Below are 19143 nucleotides of genomic sequence, written 5' to 3'. Positions count from 1 at the left end.
CGCCTGCCTTGCTGAACGATCTCGACGAACGCATCGTGCACGCCCTCGCCGAGGACGCCCGTCGCTCCTACGCCGACATCGGGCAGCTCGTCGGCCTCTCCGCGCCCGCCGTGAAGCGGCGCGTGGACCGGCTGCGGGCCACCGGGGCGATCACCGGCTTCACCGTGCGGGTCGACCCGGCCGCGCTCGGCTGGGAGACCGAGGGGTTCATCGAGATCTACTGCCGCCGCAACACCTCGCCGGACGCGATCCGGCGAGGTCTGGAGCGGTATCCCGAGGTCGCGGCCGCCTCCACCGTCACCGGTGAGGCGGACGCCCTCGTCCAGGTCTTCGCCTCCGACATGCGCCACTTCGAGCGGGTCCTGGAGCGGATCGCGGGGGAGCCGTTCGTCGAGCGGACCAAGTCCGTGCTCGTGCTCTCCCCGCTGATGCGCCGCTTCACCTCCGGCTCGCCCGCCTGACCCATGGGGCCGACAGGCCCTATGGCCGGGTCGGGTACTCCGGGTACCACTGGAGCACCTGGAAGTCGCCGCTGCCCTTCTCGATCGTCTCGAAGGGCGGCAGGCTCGTGCAGCGCGGCACCGTCAGCTCGTCCGCGTCCGCGCTCATCCAGCTGTAGCCGACCCGGTCGTGCCGGCCGTCGTCCGTGACGCTGATGCCGACCCGCTTCCCCTTGTGCGGGGTGTCCGAGTCCGTGACGATCCCCGTCATCACCGCCGTCTTCCCGCCGGTCACCAGGCAGTCGATCCGGCCCTTCGCCCAGCCGCCCCCGCCGTCCACGTAGTGGCTGAAGGAGAAGGTGCCGAACGCCTTCTCCGGCCGCATGTTGTCCTTCGCGGCCAGGTGGGCGTCGAACGTGAACGTGATGTCGTCGCCGTACGGCCGGTACAGCTTGGCCGAACCGGTCAGCGCCGCCGCCTCGCGGGCGGCCGCCTGGTGCCGCGCGGTGTGCGGGCCGTCGAGGTCGACGCCGGCCGCCGCCGTGCCGGTCGCCGCCACCAGCAGCGCCATCGCCGCCGCCACCAGGATCCGCGTGCGTGCCATGGGAAACCCCCTGTGATCACCGTGCCCGCCCGGTCCTTCCGGGTGTGAGAACGATCTCCCGGGGGCGGGCCCCGGCACGTCCGGCCACGGTCGGGACCCGGCTCCGCCGCGCGGGGGAGACGCTCTGCTACCGAGGGCTCACCGGAGCGCGCAACGAATCGCCGCCGCGCGGGCCGGAGGCGCAACGGATCGCATCCTCAGACGCAACGGTCCCGTCTTGTCCCGCCGACCAGCGGAAACGTACCGTCTTTCCGATCCCCCCGGCTTGTCCCCCACGCCCGTGACGGCGGCGATCCGCCCTGCCCCCAACCGCTCCGTATCCGCGAGGAGTCCGCACCCCATGACGTCCACGGTGCCCACCGCCGTCCAGCACACCGACGCGCAGCCGCCGATCACCATGTTCGGCCCGGACTTCCCCTACGCGTACGACGACTTCCTCGCCCACCCGGCGGGCCTCGGCCAGATACCCGCGACCGAGCACGGCACCGAGATCGCCGTCATCGGCGGCGGCCTGTCCGGCGTCGTCGCCGCGTACGAGCTGATGAAGATGGGCCTCAAGCCCGTCGTGTACGAGGCGGACCGGATCGGCGGGCGGCTGCGCACGGTCGGCTTCGACGGGACCCCGCCGGACGCGGCCGGGCTGACCGCCGAGATGGGCGCCATGCGCTTCCCTCCGTCGTCGACGGCGCTGCAGCACTACATCGACCTGGTGGGCCTGGAGACCAGCCCGTTCCCGAACCCGCTCTCGGCCGCCACGCCGTCGACCGTCGTCGACCTCAAGGGCGAGTCCCACTACGCCGAGACGATCGACGACCTGCCGCAGGTCTACCGCGACGTCGCCGCCGCCTGGAACAAGTGCCTCGACGAGGGCGCCGACTTCTCCGACATGAACCAGGCGATGCGCGAGCGCGACGTGCCGCGGATCCGGGAGATCTGGGCGAAGCTCGTCGAGAAGCTCGACAACCAGACGTTCTACGGGTTCCTCTGCGAGTCCGAGGCGTTCAAGTCGTTCCGCCACCGCGAGATCTTCGGGCAGGTCGGCTTCGGCACGGGCGGCTGGGACACCGACTTCCCGAACTCCATCCTGGAGATCCTGCGCGTCGTCTACACCGAGGCCGACGACCACCACCGCGGCATCGTCGGCGGCTCGCAGCAGCTGCCGCTGCGGCTGTGGGAGCGGACGCCCGAGAAGATCGTGAACTGGGCGTACGGGACCTCCCTCGCCACGCTGCACGCCGACGGCAGGCCGCGGCCCGCCGTGACCCGGCTCGCCCGGACCGCCGGGAACCACATCACCGTGACGGACGCCGACGGCGACATCCGCACGTACAAGGCGGCGATCTTCACCGCGCAGTCGTGGATGCTGCTGTCGAAGGTGGCGTGCGACGACGAGCTGTTCCCGATCGACCACTGGACGGCGATCGAGCGCACCCACTACATGGAGTCCAGCAAGCTGTTCGTGCCGGTCGACCGGCCGTTCTGGCTCGACAAGGACGAGACCACCGGGCGCGACGTCATGTCGATGACGCTCACCGACCGGATGACCCGCGGCACCTACCTCCTCGACGACGGGCCGGACAGGCCCGCCGTCATCTGCCTCTCCTACACGTGGTGCGACGACAGCCTGAAGTGGCTGCCGCTGTCCGCGAACGAGCGCCTCGAAGTGATGCTGAAGTCGCTCGGCGAGATCTATCCCAAGGTCGACATCCGCAAGCACATCATCGGCAACCCGGTGACCGTGTCCTGGGAGAACGAGCCGTACTTCATGGGCGCGTTCAAGGCGAACCTGCCCGGGCACTACCGCTACCAGCGGCGCCTGTTCACGCACTTCATGCAGGACGGCCTGCCCGAGGACCGGCGGGGCATCTTCCTCGCCGGCGACGACATCTCGTGGACGGCCGGCTGGGCCGAGGGCGCGGTGCAGACGGCGCTGAACGCGGTGTGGGGCGTCATGCACCACCTCGGCGGGACGACCGACGCGACCAACCCGGGCCCGGGCGACCTGTACGAGTCGATCGCCCCGGTCGAACTCCCGGAGGACTGACCGGCCGGGCCGGGCTCACACTCCGGCGGCCCGCGCCTTCTCGTAGACCTCCGCCGCGACGTCCTGGAGCTCCTGGGCGTCGCGGACCCGGCCCTGCACGTCGATCAGGATCTCGTCGAGCCCGACCTCGTCGTGCGCGACCAGGTCTTGGACGATCTGGTCCACGCTGCCCTGGAACGGGCGGCGGTCGTCGCCCGTGTACGCCTCGCGCGTGTACGTCGTGTTCACCCGCAGCACGGTCTGCAGCGGAGCCGTGCGACCCCGCTGCTCCGCCACGGCCTGGAGGTCCGCCCACTGCTGCTTGAGCTGCTCGGCGCCCATCGCGACGGGCATCCAGCCGTCCGCCCGGTCCACCAGGCGGTGCAGCGCCTTCGGTGCGTTCGCCGGCAGCAGGATCGGGATCGGGCGGGCCGGCTTGGGGCCGACCTCGGACGGGGCGACGGTCGTCAGCTCGCCCTCGTACGCGACCGGGTCGGGCCCCCACACCGCGTGGCACACGTCGATCAGCTCGTCCAGGACCTTGCCGCGCTGCTCGAACGGTGCCACCGCCGCCGCCGCGTACTCGTCGTGCGACCAGCCCGTACCGAGCCCGGCGACGACCCGGCCGCCGCTCGCCGCGTCCAACGAGGCCAGGGAACGGGCGAGTTGGAAGGGGATGTGCAGCGGTGCCACCAGGACGCTGGTGCCGAGCCTGGCCCGGGACGTCGCCGACGCCGCCAGGGCGAGCGTGATCAGCGGGTCGGCCACCGAGCGGTACTGGTCGGGCCAGGGCAGGCCCGGGATGCCGTAAAGACCCTGGGTGGCGGGCTCGGGGAACAGGATCCGCTCGAACACCCACAGGCTCTCGTACCCGATGTCCTCCGCCGTGCGCGCCACCTCGGCGACGTCACGGCCGATGTCGTAGTGCTTCATCTGCGGGAGGCTGAGGCCGAGTCGGGTCGTCATGCCGGGCTCCTTCGTGATGCGTGCGTCAGCCGTGTCGTCGTCCGTCGTCGCGGGCGCGGCCGGGCTCGAACGCTTCAACGTACAGACATCTCGGGGGAGTTCCGGGAGGGACGTCAGGGACGGCCGGATTCAGTCGGGGAGTGGCGTGAGCAGCATCCGTCCCACCAGGCCCACCGTGGTGTCGAGGCGATGGGTGAACTCGGCCGCCACGGACGGCAGTTCCCGCAGGGCGTACAGGGCCCGGGCCGCCGCCCACGCGCCGTCCCTGGCCCGCTCCAGACTCCACGAGCCGAGCAGATGGGTGAGCGGATCGGCGACCTGGAGGAGGTCGGGACCCGGCATCAGCTCTTCGCGGATGCGCTCCTCCAGCGAGACGAGGAGATCGCCCACGCGCTCGAACTCGTCCTCCAGGCATCCGGGTTCGCAGTCGAGCGTACGACAGGTGTCCACCACGGCGAGCGCCAGATCGTGGCCGATGTGCGCGTTGATGCCCGCGAGCGCGAACTGCAGCGGGCGTACCCCGGGATGGCGCCGGAACTGGAACAGCGGCCGCCAGCAGGCGGGCGCGCGCACCCCGCACACCGCCGCGTCGACGGCCGTGAGATAGCGCTCGGCGAAGCGGACGTCCAGCGTGATCGCCGCGGCCCGGTCGGGAAAGCCGCCCGCCGCACCCGTGTCGATGGCCCGGTCGATCGCCTCCGTGACCGAGAGGTAGACCCGGTTGAAGACGGCGATCCCGTCGCCCGGCGGCAGATCCGCGCCGAGCGCGCGCATCCTCGCGAGCACCGAGTCGACCCCTTGGGCCGGGATCCGGGCCCCTGTGATCCGTTCCAACTGCGCCATGCAGGCAGCGTCCCAGCCGTAGCCTTACGCGGGTGTCGGCTGGCCGGGGGCTTCCCCAGAACGAGGGAACGGCGGGCCGGATCGAGCCGGATCGAGGGGGGAGTGCACGGTGTCAGGGTTACGTGCGCGGCGGCTCGCCGAGCGGCGCGCCGCCCGACGGCGGGCGGCGGCACGGGGCGCGATGGTCGCGGCGGCCTCGGTCGTGGCGACCGTCGGGACGGTCGCGGGCCTGGTGTCCGCGCTCGACAGTGGCCCGGACGGCGGCGACGAGGCGCGCCCCACCGTGAGCGCGTCGCCGAGCCTGCTGCCGATGCCCGCGGTGACGAACCCACCGCCCACCAGCAACTCGCCCTCCCCGTCGCGGAGTTCGAAGAAGCCGAAACCGAAGGCGTCGCCGTCCGCCCGGCCCCGCAGGGCGACCAGGGCCCCCGCGCCGCCGCCCGCCACCGGCCTGTACCGGCACGGCGACTCGCAGGTCCTCGACTGGGTGCGGGCCAACCGCTCCGACCCGCGCCGCCCCCTCATCGAGTCCCGGATCGCGGACCGGCCGGCCGCCGTCTGGTTCGCCGACTTCACCCCGGCCACGATCACCTCCCGGGTGCGCGCGGTGACGTCGGGCGCGGCGGCCGCGGGACAGGTGCCGGTGGTGGTGCCGTACGCGATCCCCCAGCGGGACTGCGGCGGGGCCTCCGACGGCGGGGCGCCGGACGTCGGCGCGTACGACGACTGGATCGACCGGTTCGCGGCCGGGCTCGGCTCCCGCGAGGTCATCGTGGTCCTGGAGCCGGACGCGCTGTCCCAGACGGAGTGCCTCGACGCGGGGCAGCGGGCCGACCGGTACGCGGCGCTGGCCCGGGCCGGCCGGGTCATGAAGGCGGCGAACCCGCGGGCCCGGGTCTACTACGACGCGGGCCACTCCGACTGGAACCCGGCCGGCACGCAGGCCGCGCGGCTGCGGGCGGCGGGCGCCGCGTCGGCCGCCTCGTCCGACGGGATCTTCACCAACGTCTCGAACTTCAACCGCACCGCGGACGAGGCCGCCTACGCGCGCCGGGTGCTCGCCGCGCTGGGCGGGCCGAGCGGTCTGGGCGCCGTCATCGACACCAGCCGCAACGGGAACGGGGCCCCGGCGGGCGGCGAGTGGTGCGATCCCGACGGCCGGAAACTGGGGCAGGCGCCGACCCTGCGGACCGGTGAGTCCGGGATCGACGCCTACCTGTGGGTCAAGCTGCCGGGCGAGTCCGACGGCTGCAAGGGCGAGCCGGGGACGTTCACGCCCGACTACGCCTACGAGCTGGCCGACTGATCCTTCGCGGCCGCCGCGCCCTTGTCGTCGTACGACGACGTGCCCGAGTCCAGCAGCGGTTCCTGCGACTTGAGGTGGGCGGGGGCCAGCGCGCGCAGCACGTGGTAGCCGGTGATGACGACGATGGTGCCGAGCGCGATGCCGCTGAGCGAGAAGTTGTCGGTGAACTTCAGGGACACGTTGCCGACGCCGATGATGATGCCCGCGGCGGCCGGCACCAGGTTCAGCGGGTTGCGCAGATCCACCTTGGCGTTGATCCAGATCTGGGCGCCGAGCAGGCCGATCATGCCGTAGAGGATGACGGTGATGCCGCCGAGCACGCCGCCGGGGATCGCGGCCACGATCGCGCCGAACTTGGGGCACAGACCGAAGAGCAGCGCGAATCCGGCCGCGGCCCAGTACGCCGCCGTCGAGTAGACGCGGGTGGCCGCCATGACGCCGATGTTCTCGGAGTACGTGGTGTTGGGCGGACCGCCCACCGCGGTGGAGAGCATCGACGCGGCGCCGTCCGCGGAGATCGCGGTGCCGAGCTTGCCGTCGAGGTTGTCGCCGGTCATCTCGCCGACGGCCTTGACGTGTCCGGCGTTCTCGGCGATCAGGGCGATCACGACGGGCAGCGCCACGAGGATCGCGGACCACTCGAACGACGGGGCGTGGAAGGACGGCAGGCCGATCCAGTCCGCCTTGCCGACCGCGGACAGGTCGAGCCGCCAGTGGTCGACGGCCTCCGTGCCGCCGCTCACCGAGTGGATCTTGCCGAAGACCCGGTCGAGGACCCAGGAGATGCCATAACCGAAGAGCAGACCGAGGAAGATCGCGATCCGCGACCAGAAACCGCGCAGGCAGACCACGGCCAAACCGGTGAACAGCATGACGAGCAGCGCCGTCCACTGGTCGGCCGGCCAGTACGTGGAGGCCGTGACCGGAGCCAGGTTGAAGCCGATCAGCATGACCACGGCACCGGTGACGATCGGCGGCATCGCCGCGTGGATGATCCGCGCCCCGAACTTCTGCACCGCGAGACCGACCAGGAACAGCACCACACCGACCACGAACACGGCACCGGTGACCGTGGCGCTGGTCCCGCCCGACGCCCGGATCACCGCCGCGACGCCCACGAAGGAGAGCGAACAGCCCAGATAGCTGGGCACCCGGCCCTTGGTGGCGAGCAGGAAGATGACCGTGGCGACACCGGACATCATGATCGCGAGGTTCGGGTCGAGGCCCATCAGCACCGGGGCGACGAATGTTGCTCCGAGCGTACATGGCTGGGTCTGGGCCTGTCCGTCGGCCCTGGCGGAGCCGGTTGAGGGCGGCGGCCACCCGAATACCCCGGTCGACTCGGTTTGCCATTGCAAGGGTGGTCGACTAAGGATCACGTCGGCTCTGCGGTGCGCGGGGCGTAGCGGAGTAGTGAGGTGTGGTTGTGGCGAGATTCGGGTGGACCCTGCATGGAGACGGCAAGGACCTGCGGCCGGGGGAGGTGGTCAAGCCGTCTGAGCGGCTGAGCTGGCCGCGCACGATCGGTCTCGGCGCACAGCATGTGGTGTCGATGATCGGCGCCTGTTTTGTGGCTCCGGTCTTGATGGGCCTGGACCCGAGCCTGGCCCTGATGGCTTCGGGTGTGGCGACGATCCTGTTCCTGGTGGTGACGAAGGGACGCATCCCGTCGTACCTGGGATCGTCACTGTCGTTCGTGGGAGTGTCCGCGGTCATCTCCTCGCAAGGTGGTGACGCGGGGACGCTGACGGGCGCGCTTCTGGTGGTCGGCCTGTGCCTGGTCGGCTGCGGTCTGGCCATCCACATCCTGGGTGCCCGGGTGATTCACGCGGTGCTGCCGCCCGCGGTGACCGGGGCGGTGGTGATGCTGATCGGCTTCAACCTGGCGCCGGTGACAGCCTCCACTTACTGGCCGCAGGACCAGTGGACGGCCTTGGCGGTAATGCTGTTCACCGGGCTCGCGCTGGTGGTGCTGCGGGGCTTCTGGTCGCGTATCGCGATCTTCCTGGGACTGCTGTTCGGCTACGTGCTGTCGTGGGTGCTGGACCGTACGGCGGGGAAGATCCACTCGGCCAACGGGGCGGGGAAGGTCACCGACCATTGGCGGATCGACTTCTCCGCTGTCACCTCCGCCGACTGGATCGGTTTCCCGACCCTGCACGCCCCCAACTTCTCCGCCTCGGCGATCCTGGTCGCGCTGCCGGTCCTGGTGGCGTTGGTCGCGGAGAACGCCGGTCACGTCAAGGCCGTGGGTGAGATGACGGGCGACCCGTTGGACGACCAGATGGGCAAGGCGATCATGGCGGACGGCGCGGCGACCGTGCTGTCGACCGCGGCGGGCGGTCCTGCCACCACCACGTACGCGGAGAACATCGGCGTGATGGCCGCGACCCGCGTGTACTCCACGGCCGCGTACACGGCGGCGGCCGGCTTCGCCCTGCTCTTCGGCCTGTGCCCGAAGTTCGGCGCACTGGTGGCCGCGATCCCGGGCGGCGTGCTCGGAGGGATCACGGTCATCCTCTACGGCATGATCGGCCTGCTGGGTGCGCAGATCTGGATCCGCAACCAAGTCGACTTCGCGCAGCCCCTCAACCTCGTCCCGGCGGCGGCCGGCGTCATCGTCGGCATCGGGGGCGTCTCGCTGAAGTTCACCGACAACTTCGAGCTCTCCGGCATCGCGCTCGGGACATTGATCGTGCTGACCGGGTATCACGCGCTGCGGTGGCTTTCGAAGGCGGCCGGGACTGCGCAGCCGCCCCTCTTGGACGCGGGGACCACCGACTACGACGATGGGCCTGTCAGCGACAGGTAGCCAGGGGAGCCTCTGCCCTGACGAAGCGCCTGGAGGCACGTACCCCTGGCCAGAATGGCGCCTTCCACCGTCCGGATGACTGACGCCCGCCTACGCGCCCTTGCGAAACTTGTTGAGTTTCAAAAATCTCACCTCATATGAGGTACGGTTTTTGAAACGTACGGTTGTGGTGGGAGGGATCGTGCACCAGCTGAACCCTGAGCAGTGTCGACGGCGATTAGCGCAGCTCGACCTCACGGTGGACATGTTCCGTGACGCACTCGACCTTTCGGCTGCGGATGTGCGCACCTGCACGGACTTCGACGCGCCGGCGATGCGCGGGTTCATGTTCTGGAGTCGGTGCAACCGGTACGTGGCCGAAGCGCTCGATCCGGAGGGGTGGGCGCGCACCTCTCGTTCCAGCATCCTGCGGATGATCCACCCCAGCATGAGCCATGCCGTCACGGCGATCAGCGCGTTTGGCGGGGTGGGCGACCTCAACGCGAAGGTGCGCTCGAAGAACCCCAAGGGCCCGGAGATGGCTCGACTCGTCGAGCGCAACGGGCAGTTCGCCTTCATGAGCCACGACCAGGTGCTCTACGGCCGGGAGCTCGACGACATCCCGATGTGGTGCCTGCTGTACAAGTGGGACAAGGGCAAGATCACTGCCGAGTTGTCCCTGCCGATCAAGATGAACGGCAAGTTCGTCGACGAGTGGCAGGAGCGCATTCCGCTCGATCTTCCGGACCTCGGTGACCCGGGGGCCGACATCGCCCTCCTAGACGATCCAGGTGACGGAGACGGCCCGGACGTCGTCGTGGAGTTGTTGGGGGGATGACCGAGCTATAGGTAGTCCGAACGTGGGAGTTGAGGAACGTGTTCACCCCGGAGCGGCTGGTTCTGGCGCGCAAGCGTCGACGCATGACCCTCGCGGAACTGGCCCGACGATCAGGGTTTTCGGCGCAGAGCATCACGGCCTTCGAGAATCATCGCAAGGTTCCGTCGAAGGAGACGCTGTCCTCGTTGGCGGCGGCGCTGCACTACCCGCTGGCCTTCTTCGAAGCGCCCCGCCCTGCAGAACTGCAGCTCGATGCCGTCAGCTTCAGGGCGCCTTCGAAGATGACAGCAATGGAGCGGGATAGCGCCCTGACCTCAGGGACTGCTGCCATGTCACTAAATGCATGGCTGGAAGGGCTGTTCAAGCTGCCACGCCCCAACCTGCCCACCTGCCCCCACCTCAACCCGGAGGAGGCAGCAGAACGGGTTCGGGCGTTTTGGGGGGTCGGGGAAGAACCGCTGCCGAACACCGTGCACTTGCTTGAGGCCAACGGTGTGCGCGTGTTCTCCCTACCCTCGGACTGCCTGGACATCGACGCGTTCTCGACCATCGAGTCGGGGACGCCGTATGTCTTTTTGAACACCCGCAAGACGGGGGAGCGAGGACGCTTCGATGCCGCGCATGAGCTGGGGCATCTGATCATGCACTGCGAACACCGCATCCCTCACGGCCGGAACTCCGAGGGCGAGGCGAACGACTTCGCCTCGGCCTTTCTCATGCCCCGAGCCGGCATTCTCGCCCAGCAACTGCACGGAGCGTCGGTGGAACGAATCCTGAGCGCAAAGCGACGTTGGGGCGTGTCGGCCATGGCGCTGGCCTACCGCTTGAGGAAGCTGGGGCTGCTTAGTGAATGGCGCTACAACCAGGCCGCCAAGGAACTGGCCCGACGCGGGTATCGCCGCAGCGAACCTGACTCGGCATTGAGCCGCGAGAGCAGCCAGCTGCTTTCGAAGGTCTTCGAAGCGCTCAGGGGCCCGCTGAAGATGTCTCCTGCCGATGTGGCTGCCGAGCTGACCATCTTTCCTGAAGAACTCAACGAGTACGTCTTCGGCCTGGTGCCCGCCGCAGTCCAAGGTGGCGGCGAACAGGGGCCGCCAGTGCGGCCTGAGCTTCGACTGGTCACGGGATAGCGGGCGCGGCCGGCCACCGCGCACTAAGCTTGATCTTTAACCTGTGCGGCCGTAGTGCTGGTCGAGTGTCTCGGCGCGTTTGGCGGTCTTTCCCGGTGTGTGACGGGATGCCCTCGTTCGGTTCCTCGAGCCGCTGGGGCGTCCCGGGCCGGGACGGGAGGGTTTTGGTGCAGCGGCGGGGCGGGCCGTCTTCGCGCGGATGTTGCGAATCCCTCGCCGTACCCGGGCGGGTGTCAACTTGCGGGCGGGTAGAGGTCGTTCCCAGGGGCGGCGCAGGTCTTCGGCGGCCGGCCGGGCGAGCCACAGCTGGGTGTGTGCGGCGATGATCAGTGCCGTCCACAGGTCTGCGCTGGCGGGGTCCCGGAGCTTGGGCACGGTCCAGCCCAGTGTCTGCTTCAGTAGACGGAAGGTGTGTTCCAGGTCGAATCTGCGCAGGTAGGCCCGCCACAGCTGGTCGATGTGGGCGGGGTGGGCTCCGGGGTGTGAGGACCACAGCCATACCGGGTCGGGATTCCGGCCGCCGGGCAGGCGCTCGACGCTCAGGCGGATCACCAGGCCGTGCAGGATGGGGAGTTCGGCGTTCTGGTCGGTGATCCAGGCCGAGCGGCGGGTGAGGCGGGGGTGGAGCCGGTCCCATGCCCGGGCGATGGCGATGCCGTAGCGGGTGGTGTCGGTTCGGGTCTCGGTCTGCGGTTCGCCCCAGGTGTCGGGCCTGGCCAGGGCGAACGGGGCGCCGTGCATGCGTGGGCGGCCCGAGCGTGGCCGGGCGTTGTGCGGCGCCGGATCGCGGGCCATCACGCGGTCCGAGCGCAGCCGGCCGCAGATCTCCACGGGCAGGTCGGCGAGCAGATGGGCCAGGCGGGCCAGGTCGTAGCCGGCGTCGGCGACGAACAGCAGATCGGGGGCGCCGTCGCTCCAGTGGCCTGCGGCAATCAACTGTGTGACAACATCGTGGAGTTGGATGGCAGTGACGGCCGCGGCGTCGTCGGCCGGCCCCAGCCGGACGGCGTCCATCAGGCGGCACCAGGAGGTGCGGCCGGACTCCAGCACGGCGACGAAGGAGTAGGGCCAGCCGGGAATGAACTGGTCCTTGCTGCGGCCACGCCCGTAGACGTGGCAGAAGAGCCGGTCGGGACTGGTCTCGGCGTCCGGCCGCAGCCAGGTCGAGATGTCCACGGCCAGCACGATCCGTCCGTCGACCGCACGGGGAACGGGCAGCGTGGCCAACAGGCAGCGCAGCCGGGCCGGTTCGGCCCAGCCGGTGTTCAGCGCCTGGTAGAGAGCGCCGTGCCCGCGCCGGTGCTCGGCCTCCAGACTGAGGTCGACCAAGGTCTGGACGGGGCCGTCCTTGCACAGGACCGCGTCGGTGAGCTCGAAGAGGACATCGGCGCGGGCGTACAGACAGTCGTAGAACTCGACCCGAAAGCGGGACAAGACCTCCAACGCATCGCCGGCAGGCCCAGAGACAGAGACACTCATACGCAGCGGCCGTTCTCTCGCACTTCGTTACTCGACATCTCGAAGCGTGGAGAACGGCCGTCTCGACTGTCCCGGGAAGAACCGCAGATCAGCAGGTCGGGTGACACTCGAGGTTAAAGATCAAGCTAAGAAGGTGTCGTCTTTCCGTACTTGAGCGACCCATAAGTGCTGGTCAGGCATAGTGTCGTGGCTTCCGTGGCAGGCAGGACTCGTCGTGTCGTGTCGGGGCGGTCGTGGAGGTACGGGATGTCGTCGGTGGTCGGGCTGTTGGAGGAACGTGAACGGGTTGCTGCCCAGCGGGTGGAGGTCCTGCGGGGCCAGGCGGACCTGGTGCTCGCCGAGTTGCGGGAGGCCGAGCTCGACTGGGAGCGATTCGTTGTCGCGCGAGAGACCGTGGCCGAGGTCCTCGCCGGCCCGGACGTCGTGAAGATGGAAGAGGCGGCACCGGAGGAGGCAGCGGGTGTGGTCCCGTCCTTGCGGGAGGCGGTGCCCCGGTCGGTGGTTCCGTCGTGGCGGCGCGGGTTGTCGGTGTCGGTGCTGTCGCCGGAGTATCAGCGGCTCACGGCGGTTCTGGGTGGTGCGTCCGGGCCGTTGACCTGTAAGGAGCTGGGGGTGGAGGTGACCGCGAGGACGAGGGTGGAAGGCATTCGCTGCCGGGCCAGGCGGCTGGTGAACCGGGGCTGGCTGGTGAGGGAGCCCTCGGGTCGGTTCACCCTCGCGCCGGGACTGCGAGACGGCGGGTCATGAGCCGGGTCATCGACCACAGGATCATCGTCTCGCTGGAATCCGGGCGCCGTTCGTAGTCCCGGGCCAGCCGGCGGGAGCGGAGCAGCCAGGCGAGCGACCGTTCCATCGCCCAAGCACACTGCACCTATGGATGGTCAGGGGAGCGGGCGGGGGCCGATAGTCGGCCGTGAGGGGCTGCGGCGGCTGGCCACGGTGGCCGAGCGGCTTCAGGCCCGTGAGGGGGACGTGTCCTCATGCGCGAGGAACGTGACGCTGGCCCCAGAGGAGAGTTCGGACGTCGCCGGACGATCGGGTGTGGGCGAGCCTGCCGGAGACGAACCGGCAGGTAGTGGTCCGGCAGTTGACGAGACTGGCCGGTCGTGTGATGACCGCGGCCGCGAGTGAGCCGGCCCGGCCGTGACCGCGGCACTGCCCTGGGAGCGGGCGAACGGCAAGGTGGGCGACCGGCTTTGGCAGCGCCTGGCGGCCGTCTGTGTCCGCCAGCCCACACGACAGCAGCTCCTGAATCACCAGGAGCCGACGCGGCTGCAGTACGCGCTGAAGCACCGGGCCGTCGCGCTGGGCTGGGAGGCGGACCGGGTCCTGGTCATCGACGACGACCTCGGGATGTCCGCGACAACGGCGCTGGCCCGCACCGGGTTTCAGCGGCTGGTCACCGAGATCGGCCTGGACCACGTCGGACTCGTGCTCGGACTCGAGATGTCACGTCTCGTAGGCGATGACCTGCTGGGTGCGCAGCGCGAGACGAGCCGCCTTCTGCGTGGGCAGGGCGATGGCCTCGTCATAGGAGTTGGTGTGCAGGGATTGGGTCCCGCCTAAAACCGCGCCCAGGCCCTGCAGGGCGACCCGAACCAGGTTGACCTCGGGTTGCTGAGCCGTGAGCTGCACGCCGGCGGTCTGGGTGTGGAAGCGCAGCATCTGCGACTTGGGGTTCTTGGCGCCGAACTCGTCGTGCATGATGCGCGCCCAGATGCGGCGGGCTGCACGGAACTTAGCGACTTCCTCCAGCATCGTGGTCCGGGCGACGAAGAAGAACGACAGGCGTGGCGCGAAGTCGTCGACGTCCAGCCCCGCGCTGATGGCGGCGCGTACGTATTCCTTGGCGTTGGCCAGGGTGAACGCGATCTCCTGCGCCGGCGTGGCCCCGGCCATGTGGTAGCCGGAGATGGAGATGGTGTTCCAGCGCGGCAGTTTCTTGTGGCAGTAGGCGAAAATGTTGCTGATCAGGCGCAGGGACTACTGGGGCGGGAAGATGTAGGTGCCGCGGGCGATGTACTCCTTGAGTGCGTCGTTCTGGATCGTACCGGTCAACTGGTCACCGGAGACGCCCTGTTCGGCCGCTACCAGCTGATACAGCAGGAGAAGTGTTGAGGTCGGCGAGTTGATCGTCATCGACGTGGACACCTTGGCCAGCGGCAGGCCCTGGAACAGGGTGCACATGTCGTCGATGGAGTCGATCGTCACACCGACTTTTCCCACCTCGCCACGGGCGATGGCCTCGTCGGAGTCGTACCCCATCTGTGTCGGCAGGTCGAAGGCCACGCTCAAACCGCCCGAACCCGCACCGACCAGTTCGTGATAGCGCTCGTTGGACTCCTTTGCCGTACCCCCCCCGGCGTACTGCCGCATGGTCCAAGGACGGCCTGTGTACATCGATGGATACACGCCGCGGGTGAACGGGAACTCTTCCGGGTTGCCGAGCTTGGTGTCCGGATCGAAGTCTTTGAGGGACCAGCGGTCGTAGACCGGCTGGACGGGCAGGCCGGATTCGCTGCGTGCCACGGGATCCACGCAAATCACCTTCGGTACTGAATCTCGCAATTACGGTACTGAGCTCCACCGAGGAGAGCAAGTGGCCTCCGGGGAGTGGGGCAGGGGAGGATGGGCCCTCATGAGCAAGCCATCCGTGCGGGCCCGACTCGCCGACGCCGCCTTCGCCCTCTTCGACGAACGCGGATACGAGCAGACCACCGTCGACGAGATCGCCGAGCGGGCAGGGGTCGGGCGCACGACATTCTTCCGGCACTACCGCTCCAAGGAAGACGTCATCTTCCCCGACCATGACCGCCTTCGGGAGCTGATCGGGGACAGGCTGAAGACGTCGAGCAACAGCACCGCTCTGGTTGCGGTCTCGGATGCGGTGCGGCTCGTGCTGCTTCACTACCTGGAGGAGGGGGACCTCGCGAGGAGGCGGTACCGGCTAACGAGCAAGGTGGCGGTTCTCCGCGACCGGGAGATCGCCAGTGTGGCCCCGTACCAGCGCCTGTTCAGGGAGTTCATCGCGGACTGGATGGGTGGCTCGGCCGGCTCAGTCAAGTCGGTGTCGCTCAAGGCCGAACTCATGGCCGCGGCAGTGGTGGCCGCCCACAATCATGTGCTGCGCCGGTGGCTCAGAGGTGAGTCCTCCGATCCGATCGCCGAGGTGGGTGAGGCGATGGGCGAGGTGCTTGCCCTCTTCCCTGCACCGGGCTCCGCGCCGGAGACCGGTGGTACGACCGTCGTCGCGTTCCGGACCGGGCGGGATATCGATGCCCTGCTGCCTTCGCTGCGGCGTCTTGTCGAGGGGGATGCAGGGCAGTAAGAGGTGGTCTCGATGCATCCCGGCCCGTGCCGGGCGGGCATCTGGCATGGCCCCGCATTCGTTGTCGACCGTCGCTGCCTACGATGCGCCGGCGGCTGGGCGTGTGACCGATCGCATGGCCAGTCTATGAAACTCAGTCTGCACAATGTGGTACTCAGTACCGTAGCTGATCGGGTGGTTGGAACGGTGCCAGTACCAACTCGGCTCGGCTGAGGGCGTATTGAACACTGCAAGGGGCAGATGTGGGTTTCAGGATCGTTGTCACCGTGAAGTACGTGTCGGACGCCACGGGCGATCGGGGTTTCGCCGATGACCTGACCATTGACCGTGATGATGTGGACGGGCTGCTGTCGGAGCTGGACGAGTACGCGGTCGAGCAGGCTTTGCAGATCTCGGAGAACTCCGACGATGACGTGGAGATCACCGTGTTGACGGTGGGTCCGGAGGACGCGAAGGACGCGTTGCGCAAGGCGCTGTCGATGGGTGCGGACAAGGCGATCCATGTCGAGGACGACGATCTGCACGGCACGGACGCGATCGGTACGTCGCTGGTGTTGGCGAAGGCGATCGAGAAGGCCGGCTCCGACCTGATTCTCTCCGGCATGGCGTCGACGGATGGCGCGAAAGTCACCGCACGCACGCCGCGTGAGTCGACGGGTCGTCTGGAGCTGACCGAGGCCGCGATCGTGCTCTCCGGCGGCCGTGGTGTGAACGGCGCGGAGAACTTCGGACTCATCGAGGCCCTCGCCGACTCCCTGGGGGGCGGCCGTGGGCGCCTCCCAGGCCGCGGTGGACGCGGGCTGGTACCCGCACTCCAACCAGGTCGGCAAGATGGCAAGAGTGTGTCGCCGCAGTTGTACATCGCCAACGGCATCTCCGGCGCGATCCAGCACTGGGCCGGCATGCAGACCTCGAAGACCATCGTCGCGGTCAACAAGGACGCCGAAGCCCCGATCTTCGACCTGGTCGACTACGGCGACCTCTTCGACGTCGCCCCGGCCCTGACCGAAGAGATCAACGCAGTCAAGAACTGACTGACTCTATGCCGCCAGGCCGTTGACCGACATGGCGGCGCAAGGGCGTGAGTGAAGGAAGGTTTCCTGTGCAACTTGCCGCGATCATTGTGTCGCTGGCCCTGATCGTGGTCGGCGTGGCTCTGTTCGTCCGAGCCATCGCGCAGATCTACCGCCACATGCGGCTCGGCCAGAACGTCCCCGCCGGGACGCGTACCGACGAACCCGTGCAGCGCACCGTCACCGTGGCCAAGGAGTTCCTCGGCCACACCCGCATGAACAAGTGGGGCATCGTCGGCGTCGCGCACTGGTTCGTGGCGGTGGGCTTCTTCTCGCTGCTGCTGACGATCGTCAACGCCATCGGCCAGCTGTTCAAGGCCGACTGGCTGCTGCCGATCATCGGCGAATGGGCGCCGTACAACATCTTCGTCGAGTTCATCGGCACGATGACGGTCCTCGGCATCGCCGTCCTCATCGTGATCCGCCAGCTCAGCAGGCCCAACAAGCCGGGCCGCAAGTCCCGCTTCGCGGGCTCGAACTTCGGCCAGGCGTACTTCGTCGAGGCCGTCATCCTCATCGTCGGCGTGTGCATCTTCATGCTGCACGCCCTCGAAGGCGCCCAGCACCACGTCGACAGCTACGAGGCGTCCTTCTTCATCTCGTACCCCGTGGTGAACGCGCTGTCGGGCCTGGACGTCGCCACGCTCCAGAACCTCACCTACTTCTTCGCCGGGCTGAAGATCGCGACCTCGTTCATCTGGATGATCACGGTCGCCCTGAAGACCGACATGGGTGTCGCCTGGCACCGCTTCCTGGCCTTCCCGAACATCTGGTTCAAGCGCAACGCGGCCGGCGACGTCTCCCTCGGCGCGCTGCTGCCGATGACCTCGGGCGGCAAGGAGATCGACTTCGAGGACCCGGGCGAGGACGACACCTTCGGCGTCTCCCAGGTCGAGCAGTTCTCCTGGAAGGGCCTGCTCGACTTCTCCACCTGCACCGAGTGCGGCCGCTGCCAGTCGCAGTGCCCCGCCTGGAACACCGGCAAGCCGCTCTCCCCGAAGCTGCTGATCATGTCGCTGCGCGACCACGCGCACGCCAAGGCGCCCTACCTGCTCGCCGGTGGCGGCAAGGACATGGAGGGCGAGGAGCAGGCGACCGAGGAGCAGCTGGGGGACGTGTCCGCGGCCGCTCTCGCGGAGGCCGAGCGCCCGCTGATCGGCACGGTCGAGGAGAACGGCGTCATCGACCCGGACGTCCTGTGGTCCTGCACCACCTGCGGCGCCTGCGTCGAGCAGTGCCCGGTCGACATCGAGCACATCGACCACATCGTCGACATGCGCCGCTACCAGGTGATGATCGAGTCCGCGTTCCCGTCCGAGGCGGGCACGATGCTCAAGAACCTGGAGAAGAAGGGCAACCCCTGGGGCCTGGCGAAGAAGCAGCGCCTGGAGTGGCTCAAGGAGCTCGACTTCGAGGTGCCGGTCGTCGGCAAGGACATCGAGGACCTCACCGAGGTCGAATACCTCTACTGGGTCGGCTGCGCCGGCGCCCTGGAGGACCGCGCGAAGAAGACCACCAAGGCCTTCGCCGAGCTCCTCAACATCGCGGGCGTCAAGTTCGCGATCATGGGCGGCGACGAGAAGTGCACCGGTGACTCCGCCCGCCGCCTGGGCAACGAGCCGCTGTTCCAGCAGCTCGGCCAGGAGAACGTCATGTCCCTGAACATGGCCTTCGGCGAGGAGTACGACGAGGACGGCAAGGTCACCGAGGAGTCCAAAAAGCCCCGGACCGCCAAGAAGATCGTCGCGACCTGCCCGCACTGCCTCAACACGATCGGCAAGGAGTACCCGCAGATCGGCGGGGACTACGAGGTCATCCACCACACGCAGCTGCTCCAGCACCTCGTCGACGAGGGCAAGCTGACCCCGGTCACCCCGGTCGAGGGCATCATCACCTACCACGACCCCTGCTACCTGGGCCGCCACAACAAGATCTACTCCCCGCCGCGCGAGATCATCGCCAGCGTCCCCGGCATCCGCAACGAGGAGATGCACCGCCACAAGGAGCGCGGCTTCTGCTGCGGCGCCGGTGGTGCCCGGATGTGGATGGAGGAGCGGATCGGCAAGCGCATCAACAACGAGCGCGTCGATGAGGCGCTCAGCCTCAACCCCGACATCGTCTCCACGGCCTGCCCCTTCTGCCTCGTCATGCTGACCGACTCCGTCAACGGCAAGAAGAACGACGGCAAGGCCAAGGAGTCCGTCACGGTCGTCGACGTCGCCCAGCTGCTGCTCGACTCCGTCAAGACGCCGGTCGACCCGGCGGGCGAGGCGGAGACCGAGGACGCACCGGAGCCCGAGCCGATCAAGTAGCCCCTACTAC

General features: G+C 68.7%; 14 protein-coding genes and 3 pseudogenes. 11 read left to right on the top strand and 6 right to left on the bottom strand.

Going from position 1 to position 19143, the window contains the following annotated elements:
• The first annotated feature begins 8 nt into the window (after positions 1-8).
• Positions 9-461 (top strand): Lrp/AsnC family transcriptional regulator, encoded by a 453-nt coding sequence (locus tag RBJ77_RS54930; protein WP_255968260.1) that lies wholly within the window; start codon positions 9-11, stop codon positions 459-461.
• A 19-nt stretch (positions 462-480) separates the two neighbouring features.
• Here the strand turns inward: RBJ77_RS54930 and RBJ77_RS54925 are convergent, their stop codons facing one another.
• A complete protein-coding gene (locus RBJ77_RS54925; RefSeq protein ID WP_372351882.1) occupies positions 481-1044 on the bottom strand; it encodes a hypothetical protein in 564 nt (187 codons plus the stop codon).
• A gap of 340 nt (positions 1045-1384) precedes the next feature.
• On the opposite strand from RBJ77_RS54925, the gene RBJ77_RS54920 reads away from it, so the two are divergent.
• Positions 1385-3088: a flavin monoamine oxidase family protein gene (locus RBJ77_RS54920; protein WP_372351881.1), complete on the top strand. Its 1704-nt coding sequence runs from the start codon at positions 1385-1387 to the stop codon at positions 3086-3088.
• A 15-nt stretch (positions 3089-3103) separates the two neighbouring features.
• Here the strand turns inward: RBJ77_RS54920 and RBJ77_RS54915 are convergent, their stop codons facing one another.
• On the bottom strand, positions 3104-4033 hold the full coding sequence (locus RBJ77_RS54915; RefSeq protein ID WP_372351880.1) for an LLM class F420-dependent oxidoreductase: 930 nt from the start codon (positions 4031-4033) through the stop codon (positions 3104-3106).
• 129 nt (positions 4034-4162) lie between these two features.
• Positions 4163-4876 carry a DUF5995 family protein gene (locus RBJ77_RS54910; RefSeq protein WP_372351879.1) on the bottom strand — a complete coding sequence of 238 codons (714 nt, stop codon included), beginning with the start codon at positions 4874-4876 and terminating at the stop codon, positions 4163-4165.
• A gap of 181 nt (positions 4877-5057) precedes the next feature.
• Between RBJ77_RS54910 and RBJ77_RS54905 the strand changes: the two genes are divergently transcribed.
• Complete coding sequence (locus RBJ77_RS54905) at positions 5058-6182, top strand: glycoside hydrolase family 6 protein (protein ID WP_372352152.1); 1125 nt, start codon at positions 5058-5060, stop codon at positions 6180-6182.
• On the opposite strand, the pseudogene RBJ77_RS54900 reads toward RBJ77_RS54905, so the two are convergent.
• Positions 6164-7438 (bottom strand): annotated as a pseudogene (locus tag RBJ77_RS54900) (uracil-xanthine permease family protein); the annotation flags it as partial. The gene RBJ77_RS54905 and the pseudogene RBJ77_RS54900 overlap by 19 nt on opposite strands.
• Before the next feature lie 170 nt (positions 7439-7608).
• On the opposite strand from RBJ77_RS54900, the gene RBJ77_RS54895 reads away from it, so the two are divergent.
• From RBJ77_RS54895 to RBJ77_RS54885, 3 genes are all read left to right on the top strand, one after another.
• Positions 7609-8994 carry a uracil-xanthine permease family protein gene (locus RBJ77_RS54895; RefSeq protein WP_372351878.1) on the top strand — a complete coding sequence of 462 codons (1386 nt, stop codon included), beginning with the start codon at positions 7609-7611 and terminating at the stop codon, positions 8992-8994.
• A 181-nt stretch (positions 8995-9175) separates the two neighbouring features.
• Complete coding sequence (locus tag RBJ77_RS54890) at positions 9176-9811, top strand: hypothetical protein (protein WP_372351877.1); 636 nt, start codon at positions 9176-9178, stop codon at positions 9809-9811.
• A 38-nt stretch (positions 9812-9849) separates the two neighbouring features.
• A complete protein-coding gene (locus tag RBJ77_RS54885) occupies positions 9850-10941 on the top strand; it encodes a helix-turn-helix domain-containing protein (RefSeq protein WP_372351876.1) in 1092 nt (363 codons plus the stop codon).
• A 36-nt stretch (positions 10942-10977) separates the two neighbouring features.
• On the opposite strand, the gene RBJ77_RS54880 is transcribed toward RBJ77_RS54885, so the two are convergent.
• Positions 10978-12420: an NF041680 family putative transposase gene (locus RBJ77_RS54880; RefSeq protein ID WP_372351875.1), complete on the bottom strand. Its 1443-nt coding sequence runs from the start codon at positions 12418-12420 to the stop codon at positions 10978-10980.
• A 246-nt stretch (positions 12421-12666) separates the two neighbouring features.
• Here RBJ77_RS54880 and RBJ77_RS54875 point away from each other — a divergent pair, with 246 nt between their 5' ends.
• Positions 12667-13167 (top strand): hypothetical protein, encoded by a 501-nt coding sequence (locus RBJ77_RS54875; RefSeq protein WP_372351874.1) that lies wholly within the window; start codon positions 12667-12669, stop codon positions 13165-13167.
• Positions 13168-13872: 705 nt separating this feature from the next.
• On the opposite strand, the pseudogene RBJ77_RS54870 reads toward RBJ77_RS54875, so the two are convergent.
• Positions 13873-14949: pseudogene (locus tag RBJ77_RS54870) on the bottom strand (methylmalonyl-CoA mutase); the annotation flags it as partial.
• Positions 14950-15058: 109 nt separating this feature from the next.
• Here RBJ77_RS54870 and RBJ77_RS54865 point away from each other — a divergent pair.
• The 4 genes and pseudogenes from RBJ77_RS54865 to RBJ77_RS54850 all read left to right on the top strand — a co-directional run bounded on the left by RBJ77_RS54865 (position 15059) and on the right by RBJ77_RS54850 (position 19133).
• Positions 15059-15748, top strand: coding sequence for a TetR/AcrR family transcriptional regulator (locus RBJ77_RS54865; RefSeq protein WP_372351873.1), 690 nt, complete (start codon positions 15059-15061; stop codon positions 15746-15748).
• A gap of 242 nt (positions 15749-15990) precedes the next feature.
• Positions 15991-16374: pseudogene (locus RBJ77_RS54860) on the top strand (electron transfer flavoprotein subunit beta); the annotation flags it as partial.
• Complete coding sequence (locus RBJ77_RS54855; protein ID WP_372352151.1) at positions 16351-16782, top strand: electron transfer flavoprotein subunit alpha/FixB family protein; 432 nt, start codon at positions 16351-16353, stop codon at positions 16780-16782. The pseudogene RBJ77_RS54860 and the gene RBJ77_RS54855, both read left to right, overlap by 24 nt.
• Before the next feature lie 68 nt (positions 16783-16850).
• Positions 16851-19133, top strand: coding sequence for a (Fe-S)-binding protein (locus tag RBJ77_RS54850; RefSeq protein ID WP_372351872.1), 2283 nt, complete (start codon positions 16851-16853; stop codon positions 19131-19133).
• Positions 19134-19143: the final 10 nt, after the last annotated feature.

This window comes from Streptomyces sp. KL116D, assembly GCF_030766975.1.
Lineage (GTDB): Bacteria > Actinomycetota > Actinomycetes > Streptomycetales > Streptomycetaceae > Streptomyces > Streptomyces longispororuber_A.
This window is presented reverse-complemented; position numbering and strand designations above follow the sequence as displayed.